This is a genomic window from Thermoactinomyces intermedius, assembly GCF_013912365.1.
GTDB lineage: Bacteria > Bacillota > Bacilli > Thermoactinomycetales > Thermoactinomycetaceae > Thermoactinomyces > Thermoactinomyces intermedius.
Genome location: NZ_JACETT010000066.1, coordinates 1 through 19,375 on the forward strand (window position 1 = coordinate 1; position 19,375 = coordinate 19,375).

18 protein-coding genes are annotated in these 19,375 nt (G+C 48.9%); 1 reads left to right on the top strand and 17 read right to left on the bottom strand.

What is annotated here, in order from left to right:
• Positions 1-139 precede the first annotated feature (139 nt).
• The 17 genes from H1R82_RS13595 to H1R82_RS14760 all read right to left on the bottom strand — a co-directional run bounded on the left by H1R82_RS13595 (position 140) and on the right by H1R82_RS14760 (position 18,619).
• A complete protein-coding gene (locus H1R82_RS13595) occupies positions 140-1,858 on the bottom strand; it encodes a proline--tRNA ligase (RefSeq protein WP_181730705.1) in 1,719 nt (572 codons plus the stop codon).
• A gap of 126 nt (positions 1,859-1,984) precedes the next feature.
• On the bottom strand, positions 1,985-3,250 hold the full coding sequence (rseP, locus tag H1R82_RS13600; RefSeq protein ID WP_181730706.1) for an RIP metalloprotease RseP: 1,266 nt from the start codon (positions 3,248-3,250) through the stop codon (positions 1,985-1,987).
• 41 nt (positions 3,251-3,291) lie between these two features.
• Positions 3,292-4,449, bottom strand: coding sequence for a 1-deoxy-D-xylulose-5-phosphate reductoisomerase (locus H1R82_RS13605; protein WP_181730707.1), 1,158 nt, complete (start codon positions 4,447-4,449; stop codon positions 3,292-3,294).
• Between the two features lie 20 nt (positions 4,450-4,469).
• The gene (locus tag H1R82_RS13610) at positions 4,470-5,267 is read right to left on the bottom strand and encodes a phosphatidate cytidylyltransferase (RefSeq protein ID WP_181730708.1); all 798 of its coding nucleotides are present in this window, start codon (positions 5,265-5,267) and stop codon (positions 4,470-4,472) included.
• Positions 5,268-5,286: 19 nt separating this feature from the next.
• On the bottom strand, positions 5,287-6,036 hold the full coding sequence (gene uppS / locus H1R82_RS13615) for an undecaprenyl pyrophosphate synthase (protein ID WP_269747548.1): 750 nt from the start codon (positions 6,034-6,036) through the stop codon (positions 5,287-5,289).
• A gap of 163 nt (positions 6,037-6,199) precedes the next feature.
• On the bottom strand, positions 6,200-6,754 hold the full coding sequence (gene frr / locus H1R82_RS13620; RefSeq protein WP_181730710.1) for a ribosome recycling factor: 555 nt from the start codon (positions 6,752-6,754) through the stop codon (positions 6,200-6,202).
• A gap of 4 nt (positions 6,755-6,758) precedes the next feature.
• Positions 6,759-7,484: a UMP kinase gene (pyrH, locus tag H1R82_RS13625; protein ID WP_181730711.1), complete on the bottom strand. Its 726-nt coding sequence runs from the start codon at positions 7,482-7,484 to the stop codon at positions 6,759-6,761.
• Positions 7,485-7,609: 125 nt separating this feature from the next.
• On the bottom strand, positions 7,610-8,263 hold the full coding sequence (gene tsf / locus H1R82_RS13630) for a translation elongation factor Ts (protein WP_181730712.1): 654 nt from the start codon (positions 8,261-8,263) through the stop codon (positions 7,610-7,612).
• A gap of 82 nt (positions 8,264-8,345) precedes the next feature.
• Positions 8,346-9,074, bottom strand: coding sequence for a 30S ribosomal protein S2 (rpsB, locus tag H1R82_RS13635; protein WP_181730713.1), 729 nt, complete (start codon positions 9,072-9,074; stop codon positions 8,346-8,348).
• Between the two features lie 193 nt (positions 9,075-9,267).
• On the bottom strand, positions 9,268-10,680 hold the full coding sequence (hslU, locus tag H1R82_RS13640; RefSeq protein WP_181730714.1) for an ATP-dependent protease ATPase subunit HslU: 1,413 nt from the start codon (positions 10,678-10,680) through the stop codon (positions 9,268-9,270).
• Positions 10,680-11,222, bottom strand: coding sequence for an ATP-dependent protease subunit HslV (gene hslV, locus H1R82_RS13645; protein ID WP_181730715.1), 543 nt, complete (start codon positions 11,220-11,222; stop codon positions 10,680-10,682). The genes hslU and hslV overlap by 1 nt, the downstream gene beginning before the upstream one ends.
• 72 nt (positions 11,223-11,294) lie before the next feature.
• Positions 11,295-12,608, bottom strand: coding sequence for an FADH(2)-oxidizing methylenetetrahydrofolate--tRNA-(uracil(54)-C(5))-methyltransferase TrmFO (gene trmFO / locus H1R82_RS13650; protein WP_181730716.1), 1,314 nt, complete (start codon positions 12,606-12,608; stop codon positions 11,295-11,297).
• A gap of 18 nt (positions 12,609-12,626) precedes the next feature.
• A complete protein-coding gene (topA, locus tag H1R82_RS13655) occupies positions 12,627-14,702 on the bottom strand; it encodes a type I DNA topoisomerase (protein WP_181730717.1) in 2,076 nt (691 codons plus the stop codon).
• Positions 14,703-14,820: 118 nt separating this feature from the next.
• A complete protein-coding gene (dprA, locus tag H1R82_RS13660) occupies positions 14,821-15,924 on the bottom strand; it encodes a DNA-processing protein DprA (RefSeq protein WP_181730718.1) in 1,104 nt (367 codons plus the stop codon).
• 199 nt (positions 15,925-16,123) lie between these two features.
• Complete coding sequence (sucD, locus tag H1R82_RS13665; protein ID WP_181730719.1) at positions 16,124-17,026, bottom strand: succinate--CoA ligase subunit alpha; 903 nt, start codon at positions 17,024-17,026, stop codon at positions 16,124-16,126.
• Positions 17,027-17,067: 41 nt separating this feature from the next.
• Positions 17,068-18,228 carry an ADP-forming succinate--CoA ligase subunit beta gene (sucC, locus tag H1R82_RS13670; RefSeq protein WP_181730720.1) on the bottom strand — a complete coding sequence of 387 codons (1,161 nt, stop codon included), beginning with the start codon at positions 18,226-18,228 and terminating at the stop codon, positions 17,068-17,070.
• Positions 18,229-18,484: 256 nt separating this feature from the next.
• Positions 18,485-18,619: a hypothetical protein gene (locus tag H1R82_RS14760; protein ID WP_255516942.1), complete on the bottom strand. Its 135-nt coding sequence runs from the start codon at positions 18,617-18,619 to the stop codon at positions 18,485-18,487.
• Positions 18,620-18,816: 197 nt separating this feature from the next.
• Here H1R82_RS14760 and H1R82_RS13675 point away from each other — a divergent pair, with 197 nt between their 5' ends.
• Complete coding sequence (locus tag H1R82_RS13675) at positions 18,817-19,245, top strand: hypothetical protein (protein ID WP_181730721.1); 429 nt, start codon at positions 18,817-18,819, stop codon at positions 19,243-19,245.
• Positions 19,246-19,375: the final 130 nt, after the last annotated feature.

Consider the following 19,375-nt stretch of genomic DNA (forward strand, 5'->3'; position numbering starts at 1 on the left):
TCGCGGCGACAAGAAATAATATATCACGGTCATAAACAAAATGCAACCCTTTTTTATAAAACCACTTATTTCCATAATCAACAACCAAAAAACCCTTCTTCTCATGCAGAAAAGAAGGGTTGTAAAATGCTTGGCGGCATTACGATGGGTTGTCCGCCCGTTTGATCCACTCCGGCAAATCGCGGATCACATTTTCAACGGCTACATCCTGTGCATCACCCGAGCGGCGCAGTTTCATCTCCACCAGACCATCTCCGGCTTTGGCTCCGACGGTAATCCGGACCGGAATCCCGAACAAATCCGCGTCTTTAAATTTCACACCCGCCCGTTCTTTACGGTCATCAAACAATACTTCATATCCGGCTTCCAATAACTCCTGGTACAATTTTTCCGCAGTTTTGGCCTGTACCTCATTTTTCATATTCACCGCAATCAGGTGAACGGTATAGGGGGCAATGGAAACGGGCCAAATAATTCCGTACTCATCATGATTCTGCTCCACAACGGATGCTACCGCGCGGGAAATGCCGATGCCGTAACATCCCATGATAAACGGCTGCTCTTTGCCGTTTTCATCCAAAAATCCGGCTTTCATCGCCACGCTGTAACGGGTTCCCAATTTGAACACATGCCCCACTTCAATCCCGCGGCGCAGAGAAATCACACCACCGCAACGGGGACATCTGTCGCCTTCCTGGATATTTCTCAGGTCGCCGGTCACATCCACTCCAAAATCACGCCCGGGTTGAACATGAATGAAATGATGATCGACTTCATTGGCTCCGACAATCAGTTCTCTCTGATTCATCACAGCCTGATCCGCCAACACTTTCACTTTTTTCTTCAAGCCCACCGGCCCCACAAATCCGGCAGGAGCCCCTGCGATTTCCTGCACGGTTTGATCATCGGCCAGCTCACAAACCGTGGCATTCAACAGATTTTTCACCTTGACATCATTCACTTCATGATCTCCCCGCACCAAAACGAGCACAGGTTCCCCGTCCACCAAAAAGACAAGGCTTTTGGCCAGCTTGGAAACCGGCACATCCAAATATTTTGCCACCTCTTCAATGGTGCGTTTTTGCGGAGTGTGCACTTTTTCCATTTTTTCCACGGAAGCTACACCGGATGTATTTTCTTCCCCGGCCACTTCGGCCATTTCCACATTGGCCGAATAATCGCAGGATTCACAGATAACCACCGTATCTTCCCCGGCATCCGCCAGAGCCATAAACTCATGGGTGCCTTTTCCGCCGATGGAACCGGAGTCGGCTTCAACCGCCCGAAATTCCAGACCGATGCGGGTAAAAATGTTTTGGTATGCCTGATACATCTTTTCATAGGTTTCATTCAGCGAATCCCGATCCGAATGAAACGAATAGGCATCTTTCATGATAAACTCCCGCCCTCTCAACAAACCGGAGCGCGGGCGCTTTTCATCCCGGAATTTGTTTTGAATCTGGTATAAAATCATCGGGAGTTTTTTGTAAGAATTGATTTCACCCCGCAACAAATCGGTAATCACTTCTTCATGGGTGGGCCCGATCGCAAAAGGCCGGTCATGCCGGTCTTGCATCTTAAACAAATCAGGCCCGTAAGTGTCCCAACGGCCGGACTCCTGCCATAATTCGGCCGGATGCAATGTCGGCAACAGCAACTCTTGACCTCCGATGCGATCCATCTCTTCGCGCACAATTTGTTCCACCTTATGTAAAACGCGGTATCCCAAAGGCAAGAAAGTATATATCCCCGCAGCCAATTGCCGGATGAATCCTCCGCGCAGCAACAGCTGGTGACTGATCATTTCTGCTTCCCCGACCGTCCGGAGTGTCGGAGCCATCATATTGTTTTGCCGCATATTCATCCCTCTCTTTTCAAAAAATGCCATTGTTTTTTATCATACATAAAACCATTAAAAGAAAAAAGATCTATCGCCATAAAAAAGGAAAACCGGCCCATCGATCAGAGCCGGGTTTCCGCTTTATCAAGTGAAGAACACTTTTTTTATGTCATTAAACGTCACCACGAGCATCAACATCATCAGTAAAGCGAACCCAATAAAGTGAACCAGACTTTCCTTGTTCGGGCTGATCGGACGGCCGCGAACCGCCTCGATCCCGATGAAAACCAGACGGCTTCCATCCAAAGCCGGAATCGGCAACAGATTAAAAATCCCCAGATTCAGGCTCAAAAGTGCGGTCCAACGGATGAGTGACTCATATCCGGCCTTGGCCGCCTCGCCGGTGATGGAACCCATCTGAACAGGCCCACCCAAACTTTTCAGCCCCAGCTGTCCGGTCACCAACTTCCCGAATCCGTCCATGATCATGACAGACCAATCATACGTCTGCCTGAACCCGTCAATGGCTGCTTCCCAAAGGGTGGCGTCTCTTTTCATCTCATTGACATTAAAATAAACCCCGATTTGGTAGACTTCCCCGCTTTTTTGCGGTGTAACCGGAAAATCCAGTTTTTGTCCGTTTCTGTCCACCGTAATGGTCACCGTTTTCCCTTTGGATTCCAACAACTCATACCGCAACGAATCCATGGTATTCACTTTTTTGCCGTTGATGGCCACAATCATATCATTTTCCCGGATCCCGGCCTTGGCTGCCGGTGAATCCGGAATGGCCTGATCGACCGGCAACCGGTCTTCGATTCCGGTTACAAATGTGTAGATGGCAAACAGAATAATGGTCAACACAATATTAAACAGGGGGCCGGCAAAAATGGTCATCGCCTTTTGCCCGGCGGTTTTGGAGCCGAACTGACGGTCATACGGCGCGATTTGCAGTTCCGTTTTTTCGCTGTAATGAATATTGGCTTGCGGATCCAGGAAATATTTTGCTTCATGTCCATCCGCATCTTCCAGCACCACATACAGCTGTCTTTCCAAATCCGCTTCCACAAGCCTTCCGACGACCAGAGACTCCGCCTCCAACCCTTGCGGATCAAACAGGTACAAATGGTTCAATTTCCCCTCCGGAGTTTGGGTTGCATAAACCATCGTACCCGTTTTGATTTCCACCATTTCCGCATCTTCACCGGCCATGCGGACATAACCGCCCAAGGGCAAAATCCGGAGGGAATAGAGCGTTTCCCCCCGTTTGGTGGCAAAAAGCTTCGGCCCGAAACCGATGGCAAATTCCCGCACCAGTATCCCTGCACGTTTTGCGAAGATAAAATGCCCCAATTCATGAACAAAGACAAGTAAACTCAGGACCAAAACAAATATCACTACGGTTTGCATGGACTATTCATCACCACCCTGGTTGATCACACACCTTAAATCTAAGCCGACGGAACAAGACCGTCTTGTGCAAATCGGCGGGCCCATCTGTCTGCTTCTTCAATTTCTTCCAACGACGGATTGCTGACCGCCTGATGTGCCTCCAGCGTCCGCTCGATGATCTCTTCAATGGCCAAAAAAGTGCATTTTCCTTGTAAAAAAGTTTGTACCGCCACTTCATTCGCCGCATTTAACACAGCCGGCACCGTTCCCCCGGCTTTCCCGGCATCATAAGCCATTTTTAAACAGGGATACCGTTTGAAATCCATTGCTTTGAAATCGAGCCGGGATAACTGAACAAAATCCAGGCGTTTTGTCGTCAGTTGCATCCGTTTGGGGTAAGTCAATGCATATTGAATCGGAACCCTCATGTCCGGAGTGCCCAATTGTGCCATCACGGCACCGTCTTGAAATTCAACCATCGAATGGATGACACTTTGCGGATGAAGGACTACATCTATTTTCTCATAAGGAAAATCAAATAACCAGTGCGCTTCAATCACTTCAAATCCTTTGTTCATCATCGTTGCACTGTCAATGGTGATCTTGTTTCCCATTGCCCAGTTCGGATGGTTTAACGCTTGTTCCACGGTTGCATTCACCAATTCTTCCCGGCTCCAATCACGAAACGCCCCTCCGGATGCCGTGATGATCACCCGTTCCACATCGTCCATCCGCTCACCATGAAGACATTGAAAAAGTGCAGAATGCTCGCTGTCAATCGGCAACAACGGCACTTGATGTTTTTTGGCTTCCGCCGTCACAATATGGCCGGCTGTGACCAGGGTCTCTTTATTTGCCAACCCGATCTTTTTCCCTGCCCGAATGGCTTCCAGGGTCGGGACCAAGCCTTTGCTTCCGACCAAAGCAGAGACAAGGTAGGTGGAGTCCGGACTGGCAGCAACCTCTTTCAAGCCTTCGTCCCCCCACAGGACACGAACCTCGTCCCCCACTTCCCGTTTCACGGCTTCAGCCGCTTCCCGGGTGGCCATGGACACCAACCGGGGCTGAAATTCCTTCACTTGTTGTATCATCAATTTTGCATTGTTCCCGGCCGCCAAAGCGACAACTTCAAATTGTTCAGGGTGTTCTTTGATTACCGCCAGTGTGCTTGTTCCAATGGACCCAGTGGAACCGAGAATAGCCACCTTTTCTAACATTCCATAGCCCCTTTCAGTCATCACAAAAGTTGGACAAAGTGTAAAATGATAAACGTGAACAGCAAACTGTCAAAACGATCCAAAAATCCGCCATGCCCCGGCAAAAGGGATCCTGAGTCTTTGACGCCTGTGCTTCGTTTCCATGCCGATTCAATGAGGTCCCCGATTTGACCGACGACGGTGATCAATACGCCAATGGCCACGGCAAACAACGGATTGCCCAGATCGGGAAATATGAAAAAGATGATGATGCTCAAAAGAGTTCCACACAAAATTCCGCCAAGAGATCCTTCAATGGTTTTATTCGGGCTGATTTCCGGCATCAGCTTCTGCTTTCCCCATCGCTTGCCGACAAAATAAGCGCCGGTATCATTTGCCCAAGTGGCCAAAATGATCAACAAGGACCAAGCCAAACCGTTCTCTTGCCAAATCGTCACCGTCATATAGGAAAATCCATATCCTATGTATATGGCACCCACAAACAAATAAGCCATTTGAAACAGATCAAATTGGTTCCGGCTGAAGACCATCCACAAAAAATACAGAATCAGCCCCAGGATGACCGGTGTGGTTCCTTGCAAAAAAGAAAATCCGGAGAAGTTGGGTTGATTGGCAAGCACACTCAAAAACACCATCAAGATCACAGCAACCCCGATAAAAATTTGCGGGGTGCGAAGCGAAATGTTTTTCATTTTTGCATATTCAATAAAGGCCACAATTCCCAAAACAAACAAGCAAATTGTATATAACCAGGCTTGGCTCATCAATCCCAGAAAAATCACAGCGCCCAATGTACCTGTAATAATTCTCTGTTTCATCGCTATTTCCCCTGTCTATTTACACCGCCCCAAAGCGTCTTGAACGATGCTGGAAATCTTCGATCGCCTGGTAAAAACATTCCGACGAGAAATCAGGCCACAACACATCCGTAAACCACAACTCACTGTACGCAAGTTGCCACAACAAGAAGTTGCTCACCCGTATTTCACCACTTGTCCGGATGACCAGATCGGGATCTGGCAATCCTTTGGTCAACAAATACTCACTCATCAGCTCTTCGTTGACTTCTCCTTTATCAATATGACCATTTTCAATGTCTTCTATAATCCGGTGAACAGCCTCTATAATCTCGCTTCTTGCCCCGTAGTTAATGGCAAAATTCAGTATCAAGCCGGTATTGTCTTTGGTTTTTTCCTGAAACTCCATCAACGCTTTTTGCGTGTAATCCGGTGTCCTGCTGATCCCGCCCAAAATCCGGACCTTGACGTTTCGCTTCATCAACTCTTGCAAATCGGTTTTCAAAAACTCCATGGGCAGCTTCATCAGATACTCCACTTCGTCTTTGGGTCTTTTCCAGTTTTCCGTTGAGAAGGAGTAAAAGGTTAACACTTCAATCCCCAAATCATCGGCGGCCCGGATAATTTCACGGATCCGTTTCATTCCCGCGGCATGACCGGCCGTGCGAGGCATTCCCCTTTTTTTGGCCCAACGTCCGTTTCCGTCGGTGATAATCGCCACATGCTTGGGCATGGGCGCTTTTTTGATCTTTTCTAACAAATCTTCGGCGGATGATGTATCGTTCCCCATGGATCCCATCAAACGCTTCATGGATTTGATCATAGAACATTCCTCCGCAAATAGGTCTCAAAATATCTTAGGTACGAATCAACCTTTTTCCTCCAACAATTTCCTGATTTAGCCAGAAAACCCCCTCTGTAAAGAAGGGGTTTTCACCCGATGAGATCATTCCTCAGATTTCCAGAATTTCTTTCTCTTTGTCCGCAACCACATCATCCACTTTTTTGATGTATTGATCCGTCAGCTTTTGGACTTCATCCTGGCCGCGGCGCAGGGTGTCTTCCGGAATCTCCCCGTTTTTCTCCATCTTTTTCAATGTGTCGTTGGCATCACGACGGATGTTGCGAATCGCCACTTTGGCATCTTCGCCGGTTTTCCGGACCAGTTTTACCAATTCGTTGCGCCGTTCTTCCGTCAAAGCCGGGATGGTGATACGGATCACGGAACCGTCATTGTTGGGGTTCAACCCGAGCTCGGATTTTAAAATCCCGCGTTCAATCTCGGGCAATACCGATTTGTCCCACGGTTGGATCAGCAAGGTGCGGGGATCCGGAGTGGAAATGTTGGCGACCTGGTTGACGGGCATTTCCGAACCGTAATACTCCACGACCACTTTATCCAACAACGAAGGGTTGGCCCGTCCGGCACGAATCGAAATCAAATCTTTCTTTAAAACTTGCAGTGCCTTTTCCATCTTCTCCTGAGCTTGCTTTTTTACTTCATCCATATGATTACACACTCCCTTTTACCAATGTTCCGATTTGCTCTCCCAAAAGCACGCGCCGAATGTTTCCTTCTTCGGAGATATTAAAAACAATGAGCGGAATGTTGTTATCCATACACAAGGACGAAGCTGTGGAATCCATTACTTTCAAACCTTTGTTCAAGATTTCCAGATAAGTCAGCGTGTCATATTTTTTGGCGGTCGGCTCTTTCTTGGGATCTGCAGTGTAAACGCCATCCACATTGTTTTTGGCCATCAAAATGACTTCTGCTTCAATCTCAGCCGCTCTGAGCGCCGAGGTCGTATCCGTCGAGAAAAACGGATTGCCGTTTCCGCCGGCAAAGATCACAACCCGGCCTTTTTCCAAGTGGCGAATGGCACGCCGGCGGATATACGGCTCGGCGACTTGCCGCATTTCAATGGCGGTTTGCACCCGGGTCGGCACATCAATACTTTCCAGCGCATCTTGCAACGCCAACGAGTTCATCACCGTGGCAAGCATTCCCATGTAATCGGCAGTGGCACGGTCAATTCCGCGGGATGATCCCTGAATGCCGCGCCAAATATTGCCGCCTCCCACAACCACAGCCACTTCCACACCGAGTTCAACCACTTCTTTGATTTGTTTGGCCAGCGATTGGATCACATTTGCGTCAATTCCATAACCCCGGTCTCCGGCCAAGGCTTCACCACTTAATTTTAAGATAACTCGCTTATATTTGGGAGTACTCATCGTTTTCCTCCGTTCGTACAAAATCAATATAGATGAATTTTCCTTCAAATCATACAACTTGTCCAGTTTGTTCAAAGAACTTCTAAAAAAATGGGAACACCAAGTTCGTGTTCCCATGTAATTTGTCAACCTTTCTTGACTTGGGACATAACCTCTTCCGCAAAGTTATCTTCACGTTTTTCGAGACCCTCGCCCATTTCGTAACGGACAAAACGACGGATATTGATGTTTTCACCGATCTTGGCGATCATTTCTTTCACCAGTTGATCGATGGTTTTATCCGGGTCTTTGACAAAAGGTTGATCCAAAAGGCAAATGTCTTTGAAATGTTTTTGCAAACGTCCTTCCACCATTTTGTCAACAATGTGTTCCGGTTTTCCTTCTTGAAGCGCTTGTTGTTTTAAAATTTCCCGTTCTTTTTCCACAACGCTTTCCGGAATTTCTTCACTGCGAACATATTGCGGATTCATTGCGGCAATTTGCATGGCGATATCCCGGACAAAGCTTTTGAACTCTTCGTTTTTCGCAACGAAATCGGTTTCACAGTTTACTTCCACCAGAACACCGATCCGGCCTCCGGCATGTATGTAGGATTCAACAATCCCTTCCGCTGCAATGCGGTCTGATTTTTTGGCTGCTTTGGCGATACCTTTCTCACGGAGATATTCGATCGCTTTTTCCATGTCTCCGTTGGTTTCGGTTAAAGCTTTTTTACAATCCATCATTCCCGCGCCTGTTTTTTGACGCAGTTCTTTTACTTGTTGTGCGCTGATTGCCATGAATGCTCCTCCTTTTTTGATATAGCGTATAAAAAGAGGGGGCCGGCATGAGTCCCGTCATGCCACCCTCTTCATTTTCCGGTCAGGAAGCTGTTGTGGTTTCGCTCGGTTGCTCTTGTTGCTGTTGCTCCCCTTGTTTTCCTTCCAGAATGGCATCGGCGATTTTTCCGGTGAAGAGACGAACCGCACGGATGGCATCGTCGTTCCCCGGAATGACATAGTCGATTTCATCCGGATCACAGTTGGTATCCACAATGGCAATGATCGGGATGTTCAACTTGCGGGCTTCGGCAACCGCAATCCGTTCTTTGCGCGGATCAATCACAAAGATGGCATCCGGCAATTTTTTCATGTATTTGATCCCGCCGAGGAATTTTTCCAATTTTGCCTGCTCTTTTTTCAGCAGAACCACTTCTTTTTTCGGCAATACATCAAAGGTGCCGTCTTCTTCCATGCGTTCCAATTCATGAAGACGTTCGATGCGTTTGCGGATGGTTTGGAAGTTCGTCAGGGTTCCTCCCAACCAACGGTGGTTGACATAAAACATGTTGGAACGGGTGGCTTCTTCTTTGACGGCTTCTTGTGCTTGTTTTTTCGTTCCGACAAACAAAATGTTTCCGTCATTTGCAGCCAGGTCACGAACGAAATTGTAAGCCTGCTCCATCATTTTCACGGTTTTTTGCAAATCGATGATATAAATGCCGTTACGTTCCGTGAAAATGTACTTTTTCATTTTCGGGTTCCAACGACGTGTTTGATGACCGAAATGAACCCCTGCTTCCAATAATTGTTTCATTGATACAACTGCCATTAAAAAATCCTCCTTATTGGTTATTCCTCCGCCAAAGTCATCGCAAGCAGAAACCAATTTTCCCATGGCACCACTGCCTGCTTTCCTTGACGTGTGTTTTACACCATTGATGAATATACCATATTCATTAAAGCCCTCGCAAGAAAAAACTCCCGTGAAACGTCAATTCGAAAAAAACGCCGAATTTCCTTCTTTATAATATATACTGGCTCAAATCACGGTCTTTCACTATATCTTGCAATCGTTCTCTCACATATTCCGGTGTGATCTTGATTTCACCGGCTCCGATCTCAGGCGCCTCAAAGGACAATTCCTCCAGCAACCGCTCCAAAACCGTATGGAGGCGGCGGGCACCGATATTTTCCGTCGCGCTGTTCACTTCCGCCGACAAGCGGGCAATCTCGCGGATAGCTTCATCGGTGAAGGTCACCTGGATGCCCTCTGTTTCCAACAACGCCGTGTACTGTTTGATCAGCGCGCTTTTGGGCTCGGTTAAAATCCTTACAAAATCATCGGCCGTCAAATCACTCAGTTCGACACGGATCGGAAAGCGGCCTTGAAGTTCGGGAATCAGATCCGACGGTTTGGACACATGAAATGCCCCGGCAGCGATAAACAAAATGTGATCGGTTTTCACCGGCCCGTATTTGGTCATCACCGTCGAGCCTTCCACGATCGGCAAAATATCGCGCTGCACCCCTTCCCGGGAGACATCCGGGCCATGTCCGTCCTTCCCGGCCACTTTATCGATTTCATCCAAAAAGATGATCCCCGATTGTTCCACCCTTTCCAGAGCTTCCTGGGTGACCTGGTCCATGTCGATTAATTTTTGCCCTTCCTGCTGGGTTAATATTTCGCGGGCCTCTTTCACGGTGACTCTCCGCTTTTTGGTTTTCTTCGGCATCAAATGCCCGAGCATCTCCTGCATGTTCATTCCCATTTGTTCGACGCCGGTTCCGGCAAACATGTCAAACATGGCCGGAGCCTGCTCTTCCACTTCGATTTCGATCACGCGATCCTCCAGTTCTCCGCGCAATAACTTCTCTTTTAAGATTCGCCGGTCTTCTTTCAGCTTGCTTTCATCCTGTTGCGTCTGACTGGCCGGAGGGGAGGATTGATTTTGCTGGAACAGAAACTCAATCGGATTTTTAAAAGTTGGTGCGGCCTTTTTGCCGGGGGCCAGAATTTCGACAATCCGGTCATTAGCCATGGCGCGCGCCTCATCCTTCACGCTTTCCAACTTTTCTTTTTTCACCATGCGAACCCCGGTCTCCACCAAATCACGGACCATGGATTCCACATCCCGGCCGACATAACCCACTTCGGTGAATTTGGTGGCTTCCAGTTTGACGAAAGGTGCACCGACCAGCTTCGCCAGCCTGCGGGCAATCTCTGTTTTTCCCACCCCTGTCGGACCGATCATCAAAATGTTTTTGGGAACCACTTCCTCTTTCAGTTCATCCGGCAACAGCGTGCGGCGGTAACGGTTTCGAAGAGCGATCGCAACGGCGCGTTTTGCTTCATTCTGCCCGATGATGTACTTATCCAATTCTGCAACAATTTGCCGGGGAGTCCATTTTTCTCGAGGGTTGTACACGGGCGCCATCATGAAACCTCCTCAACTACAATCTGATTGTTGGTAAACACACAAACTTCGCTGGCAATGGTTAATGCGGCTTCAGCGATTTCTTTGGCGGAAAGATGGGGCGCATACCGTTTCAACGCCCTACCGGCAGACAATGCAAAGCTTCCTCCCGAACCGATCGCCAACATCCCGTCATCCGGCTCGATCACTTCACCGGTACCGGAGATCAGGAACAATTTCTCCGCGTTCATCACGATCATCATGGCTTCCAGTTTCCGCAAAACCTTATCGGAACGCCATTCCTTGGCCAGCTCCACCGCTGCCCTCGCCAGGTTCCCGTGGTATTCTTCCAGCTTCCTTTCAAACTTCTCAAACAGCGTCATCGCATCCGCGACGGATCCGGCAAAACCGGCCACCACTTTTCCGTGATACAGCCGGCGCACTTTTTTCGCGCCGTGTTTCATGATCATTTGATTGCCAAAAGTCACCTGACCGTCTCCGGCCATGGCCGCTTTTCCTTCATGCTGTATGGCAAAGATGGTCGTTGCATGAAAATCTCCCAATCTTTGTTCCCCCTTTTTCGGGCCAATCGAAAATTTCCCGTCAATCATGTATGATCGCTTGAAAATCCCGCATCAAGAAGAGACAGTGACTTGTTTGCGAAATTCCTCAATACTGTCCAAAGCGCGTTCGGCGTATTTTTCCGCCCTCTCTTTCTTGTTGCGGATCCGTTTGGGCAAAGCCTCAAATAATCCGAAGTTTGCATTCATCGGCTGAAAATGTTTCGGATCGGTATGGGTGATGTAATGAGCCAGGCTTCCAATGGCGGTCGTTTGGGGCGGAACCACTGGTTCTTCCCCCTTCACCAGACGGGCGGCATTGATGCCCGCAATGAGACCGGACGCCGCTGACTCCACATATCCTTCCACTCCGGTCATTTGGCCGGCAAAGAACAGTTGGTCATTTTTTCTGAATTGATAGGTGGGAAGCAGAAGTTTGGGTGAATTGATAAAGGTGTTCCGGTGCATCACCCCGTACCGGACAATCTCGGCGTTTTCCAAACCGGGAATCATCCGTATGACTTCTTTTTGCGGCCCCCATTTCAAATGGGTTTGGAAGCCGACAATATTGTAAAGGGTGCCGGCACTGTTGTCCTGCCGCAATTGCACGACGGCAAACGGCTGTTTTCCGGTCCGCGGATCGGTTAACCCGACCGGCTTCATGGGACCGAACAACAATGTTTTTTTCCCTCTTTTGGCGAGCACTTCAACCGGCATGCATCCCTCAAAGAAAATTTCTTTTTCAAAATCTTTCAAGGGCGCTGTCTCCGCTTGAATCAATGCCTCATAAAAACGGTCAAACTCTTCTTCCGTCATGGGACAATTGATATAAGCGGCTTCCCCTTTATCATAACGGGACTGGACAAAAACTTTTTCCATATCGATTGAATCTTTTTCGACAATGGGAGCCGCTGCATCATAAAAATACAAATATTCCTCGCCGGTCAAAGCTCTCAGTTTTTCGGACAGCGCCTTGGATGTGAGCGGTCCGGTGGCGATCACGGCCGGCCCCTCGGGCAATTCGGTGATTTCTTCATGATAAATTTCGATGTTGGGATGGCGGGAAAGCGTTTGGGTGATTTCCTCCGAAAAACTTTCCCGGTCCACGGCAAGCGCCCCGCCGGCCGGAACCGCATGCCGGTCCGCCGCTTTCATCACAATGGAATCGAGGCGGCGCATTTCTTCTTTTAACACGCCCACCGCATTGGTCAACGCTGCGCTTCGCAATGAGTTGCTGCACACCAATTCGGCAAATTGTCCCCCGCGATGGGCGGGTGTCATTTTTACCGGCCTCATTTCATACAATTTCACTTTGATTCCGCGCCCGGCGATTTGCCAGGCGGCTTCGCTTCCTGCCAACCCCGCTCCCACAACAGTCACGTGTTTCATCTTTTTCCGTCCCCTCCGTCAATTTTTTTCTTCTTCATAATCACAAACAGTACAACGAATCATGGTCGGCTTTTTCTTTGCTTTTTTCTCCACCATCAGGTTCCCGCATTTCGGGCATGGACGGGGAACCGGCCGGTCCCACGAAACAAAGTCGCATTCCGGGTATCGGCTGCATCCGTAAAACAGGCGGGATTTTTTGCTCTTTCGTTCAACGATTTCCCCTTCTTTGCATTTGGGGCACGAAACCCCGGTCGATTTGACAATCGGTTTGGTGTTGCGGCAATCCGGAAAAGCGGAACAAGCCAAAAACTTTCCGTAACGACCGAACTTGTATACCATCGGGCTGCCGCACTTTTCACAGACTTCCCCGGACACCTCGTCTTGGATTTCCACTTCTTCCATCTCTTTTTCCGCGACGGACAACTGTTTTTGAAACGGATGATAAAACCGGTCCAAAATTTCGATCCAATCGGCTTTTCCTTCCTCCACCTTATCCAGGTCTTCTTCCAGATTGGCCGTAAACTCCACATTTAAGATTTCCGGGAAAAACTGCTGCATTAAATCAATCACAATTTCCCCCAACTCGGAAGGAACAAAACGTTTCTCTTCCAGAAGGACATATCCCCGTTTCTGGATGGTGTCCAAAATCGGGGCGTAAGTACTCGGGCGCCCGATTCCTTTGTCTTCCAGCTCTTTGACAAGGCTGGCTTCGGTATAACGGGGCGGGGGCTGGGTGAAATGTTGTTTGGGCTCGACGGACTTCCGCTTTAATACCTGCCCCTCGGAAAGCTCCGGTAAAAACTTGTCTTCTTCCTTTTTCTTCTGATCCTCGCCTTCCACATACACTTTCATGAATCCCGGGAACTTGATTTTGGAACCGCTGGCCTTAAACAGCGCTTCCCCGACCCGGATATTCGCCGAAACCGCATCAAACACGGCCGGTGCCATTTGAGAAGCCACAAACCGGTCCCAAATCAATTTGTACAACCGGTATTGGTCCCTGGACAAATAACTTTTGATTTCGGACGGAACCCGGAAGACGGAGGTCGGACGAATCGCTTCGTGGGCATCTTGCGCGCCCGATTTCTGTTTGTGCGAGTGCGGTGTTTTTGGCAAGTATTCCGCCCCGAACTTTCCGGCGATGTATTCACGCGCTTCGCTTTGGGCCGTTTTGGAAATCCGGGTGGAATCCGTCCGCATATAGGTAATGAGCCCCACCGTTCCTTGTTTGCCGATGTCCACCCCTTCATATAACTGCTGGGCGACCGCCATCGTCTTCTGCGCGCGGAAACCGAGCTTCCGGGCGGCTTCCTGCTGCAACGTGCTCGTGATAAACGGACCGGCCGGATTTCGTCTGCGTTCGCTGGTTTTCACCTCTTCGACAACAAAGCGCTTTCCCTTGATGGCTTCAAGGAGTTGATCCACATCTTCTTTGGAACCCAACTGCGTTTTCTCTTTCCCGTAACCATAAAATTTGGCTTCAAAAGGCTCTTCACCGCTTAGCAGCACCGCCGTCACGGTCCAGTACTCTTCGGGTTTGAACTTTCGGATTTCATTTTCCCGGTCGATGATCAACTTGACCGCCACCGACTGAACCCGTCCGGCACTCAAGCCTTTTTTCACCTTCTTCCACAACAGCGGGCTGATGTTATACCCCACCAACCGGTCCAAAATCCGCCTTGCCTGTTGGGCATTCACCAAATCCATGTTGATTTCCCGGGGATGCTTGAATGCTTCTTTGACGGCTTGTTTGGTGATTTCATTGAAAACGACCCGGCATTTTTGCTCCAGGGGAACATTCAAACTGTGCGCCAGATGCCAGGCAATCGCTTCCCCTTCCCGGTCCGGGTCCGCCGCCAGATAGACATTTTTTACTTTTTTCTTGGCGTCACGCAATTCTTTTAAAATATCCCCTTTTCCCCGGACGGTGATATATTTGGGTTCAAACCGGTTTTCCACATTGACGCCCATCTGGCTTTTGGGCAAATCCCGCACATGTCCCATGGAAGCTTTCACGATGTATTTGCTTCCCAGGTATTTTTTTATGGTTTTGGCTTTAGCCGGTGATTCAACAATCACTAGTGAATCGGCCATCTACGGCCCTCCCCTCATTCTTGCCACTTCTCTTATTTGCACTCGTATTTGATACAATACCAAATTGTGACCAAAGTGTTCAACTTCCGGACACTTGGTTTGAAGATGCTTTGATGCGTCACTTGCGGATATACCGGGCTCCGGGAAGCGAGGCAATCACCTGTTTCATCTCCAACGTGACCAGTGCCTGATGAACTTCCCCCGGGGCCCTTTGTTGATCAAACCGCTCCAACAACTGATTGATGTGGATCGGTTCATCCATCGGAATTTGTCCGTAGATTTGCTCTTCTATATCATTTAAGTCAATCGGGCTCAAATTATGCAAATCGTCCGGAAGGGAACCGGTCAAAGGGAGCCCCTCCAGCTCTTCCAGGATGTCTGACGGCTGGCGCACGCATTTTGCCCCGTCCTGGATCAGTTTTAATGTTCCCTGGCTTAGGGCGGAGGTCATCATCCCCGGAACGGCAAAAACTTCCCTTCCCTGCTCCATGCTGAACCCGGCAGTGATCAAAGAACCCGATTTTTCCGCGGCTTCCACCACCAGCGTTCCGTGCGAAAGACCGCTGATAATCCGGTTCCGTCTGGGAAAGACCCCTGGATGGGGCGGGGTGCCGGGCGGCATTTCGGAAATCACCGCCCCGTGCTCCACCAACTGCTCATAAAGGCGGCGATGATTTTTGGGATAAATGACATCCACCCCCGTTCCCAAAACGGCTATGGTTTTGCCTCCCACCCGCAGCGCGGACCGGTGTGCCTCCCCGTCGATTCCGTTGGCCATCCCGCTGATGATGGTCCACCCGCGTTCCGCCAACGGCGTCACCAGCTCCCGCGTTGCCCGGAGTCCGTAAGGCGTCGGTTTTCGGGTTCCCACCACGGCGAGCGACTTTTGCGTCAATAAGGATGAATCCCCCCGAATATATAACACCCATGGCGGTTGGGCAATCTCTTTCAACAGGGAAGGATAGGCCGGATCAAAAAACGTCACGGTCTGAATCTGCATTTTTTCCAGATTTTGCATCACTTTTTCAACCAACGCGGAAGTCAATTCGCATTTCACCTTCCCGATCGCTTTTGGCCTCACCCGGGAAAGCGTTAACCGGTCCAATAAATCGTCCGGCACGGGCCCTTTCGGTTTCCATCCCGCTTGGATCAATGAATGAATGGTGTGCCATCCCACCGACGGAATGTGATCCAATGCAATCAACCAAGAATAAGCATGCAACGGTCAACACCTCTTTTGCAAGAAAATGAACAGCTTATAAGAGTCGACACCCGTGATGCGATTGGTTCCTATTTCCAATATTACAAAGTACCATTTCCCCGCCCTTTCTCCTTCCGCCGGATCCTGATTTTCCCAAAACCATCACCGCCGCGGCCCGTACCAATAAAAAAAAGGGAACCCGAAAGGTTCCCTTCATTCATCACTTCACCGTCACTTCGTCCAACAACCCTTTTTCTTCCAGAACTTTCACCAAGGTTTCGCCGATGACAGCCGGTGTTTCCGCCACTTTTACGCCACAGCGTTCCAACGTGGCAATTTTTTCGGCAGCGGTTCCTTTTCCTCCGGAGATAATCGCGCCCGCGTGTCCCATGCGTTTTCCGGGAGGTGCGGTTTGTCCGCCGATAAAACCGACCACCGGTTTTGTCATATGGTTTTTAATCCATTCGGCCGCTTCCTCTTCTGCCGTACCACCGATTTCCCCGATCATGATCACCGCTTTGGTGTCCGGATCTTCTTCAAAAGCTTTCAAACAATCGATGAAGTTGGTTCCGTTGATCGGATCGCCCCCGATGCCGACTGCCGTCGATTGGCCGATCCCGCGTGTGCTCAATTGATGGACGGCCTCATAGGTGAGCGTTCCGCTCCGCGACACGATCCCGACATGTCCGGGAACATGAATATATCCCGGCATGATTCCGATTTTGCACTCGCCCGGAGTGATGACACCCGGACAGTTCGGGCCGATCAGGCGTGTTTTTTTCCCTTCCATGTACCGTCTTACTTTCACCATGTCCAATACCGGGATGCCTTCAGTGATGCACACGACCAATTCCAATCCGGCATCCACCGCTTCCATGATGGCATCGGCTGCAAAGGCCGGAGGCACATAAATCGCAGAAGCATTGGCCCCGGTCACTTCCACGGCTTCCTGCACCGTGTTGAAAACGGGAACTCCTTCGATCTCCTGTCCCCCTTTGCCCGGAGTGACACCGCCGACGACTTGTGTCCCGTACTCAATCGCCTGTTTGGTATGAAACAATCCGGTTGACCCTGTAATCCCCTGGATGATCACTTTGGTATCCTTATTTACAAAAATACTCACCTAAACTCCCACCTTTCTCGGGCGATCTGTCATTCAAATTCTTACTTCACCAGTTCCACAATTTTTTGCGCGCCATCCGCCAAAGAATCGGCTGCCACAATTTCCAGACCGGATTCTTGCAGAATTTTCTTGCCGAGTTCGACGTTGGTGCCTTCCAGACGAACCACCAACGGCCGGTCCAGTTTGATTTGTTTTGCCGCTTCCACCACTCCGCTGGCGATCACGTCACATTTCATGATTCCGCCGAAAATATTTACAAAAATTCCTTTGACATTTTCATCCGACAAAATAATCTTAAAAGCTTCCCGCACTTTGTCCGCGGTTGCGCCGCCACCGACATCCAGGAAGTTGGCCGGTTCGCCGTCATAATGTTTGATGATGTCCATGGTGGCCATGGCTAAGCCGGCTCCATTCACCATGCAGCCGATATTTCCATCGAGCGCAATATAGTTCAGATCATATTTGGAAGCTTCAACTTCTTTCGGATCTTCTTCATCCAAGTCGCGCATTTCTAAAATATCAGGATGGCGGAACAATGCATTCGAATCAAAATTCAATTTCGCGTCCAATGCCATGACGCGTCCGTCCTTCGTGGTAATAAGCGGGTTGATTTCCGCCAGGGAACAATCATTGTCGACAAATGCCTGATAAAGGCCCAGCATAAATTTCACGGCTTGATTGACTTTCTCTTGCGGGATGTTGATGGAATAAGCCAAACGACGCGCTTGGAACGGCATCATCCCAACCGCCGGATCAATCACTTCCTTAAAGATTTTTTCCGGTGTTTTGGCGGCCACTTCTTCGATCTCCGTGCCTCCTTCTTCGGAAGCCATCATGACGACACGTTGGGTGGACCGGTCAATCACCACTCCGACATAGTATTCTTTTTCAATTGGGAGTCCTTCTTCAATTAACAATCGTTTGACTTCTTTTCCTTCCGGGCCGGTTTGATGGGTCACCAGCGTCTTCCCGAGCAATTCATCTGCATATTGACGGACTTCTTCCAAACTTTTTGCCAATTTCACGCCACCGGCTTTTCCACGGCCCCCGGCATGAATTTGCGCTTTGACAACCCACAGGTCTCCTTCCAGTTTTTTCGCAGCTTCCACCGCTTCATCGGCAGTGAACGCGACAAAGCCGTTCGGAACCTGAACGCCATATTTTTTCAGGATTTGCTTTCCTTGATACTCATGAACATTCATTCCGCAATCCCCCAATCCTTGGTCATAACCACAAAAAACACGCCAAACCCTGATTCATGATTTATGTATTCCATCCTTCTGTATCCCCTTACAAAACCAGGTATCAGTCAGACAGAAAATCTTTTTTTCATGTTTGGCCACATTCTGAAGTATATCTCACGGTTTTGCTTTTGCCAACCGGAAGCAAACCGAGCCCTTCCGGGTCCCGACAAAAAAACGAGAGGATTCCGCCTCAGGCCCTCCCGTTTTAAAAATTTTACCGCATTACATCGATTGCCGTTAAAATAATAAAGATCAACAAGAATACCCCGGCGGCTCCCAATGCACCTTTCACGGCATCAATAAAATCATTTTCCTGATTGCGGGGCGTTTCCTTGCCGGACGTGTTCATGGATTTCCCTCCTTCTCCCACCATTTTTCCCAATCATGATCCCTTTCATAAATCCTTACGTTGGTATTATACTGTTGCCCGCCGGATTCTAGCAACCGGATTTCCGCAAGCCTTTTCTTCAAGCCGGTTCATTGTTTCCGGCACGTCCATGTTTTAATATAAAAAGAGTCCGATTTTAAAAACAGGGGAGAAAATCATTGAACATCCGCTTTCAAACGCCTTATCAATATGTCTTCATCCATCAAGGGATCAAGCATTTATTGCTGTTGTGGAAAAAGGAACGAAAAAGAGAAATCTATATTATTGAAGAAGAAAAAGAAGAGGTAATGGTTTTGCGTTATCCGGGGGAAACCTACAGTGATCTGATTTTGCAAGAACTGGAACCGCTTTTCTTTCAACGGCTGGAAATGGACGGAAGGACTTTCCTGGCGGTTTTGGGCGCCACCTTCACCCATCAACAGCGAACCATGGCCATGTATTATGACCCGGATCATCCCGACAAATCCCTTTTCTTTTTTGAATATTCAGGGGAGGAAATCTTCGAAATCAGCGAAAACGAATATCCGGAAGTCGTACAAACATTTATGCGGGAATTTCCGGAATATTTCACGGAAACCCCCGGCTGATGAAAAGCCGCTTTCCGAATGGAAGGCGGCTTTATTTTCTACCAAGATACTAAACTATTTATAAAATATATAATCACCTTTTTGCGAGCAAATAATATACTATAGTAACTTCAAAGAATGCCAGTTGAAA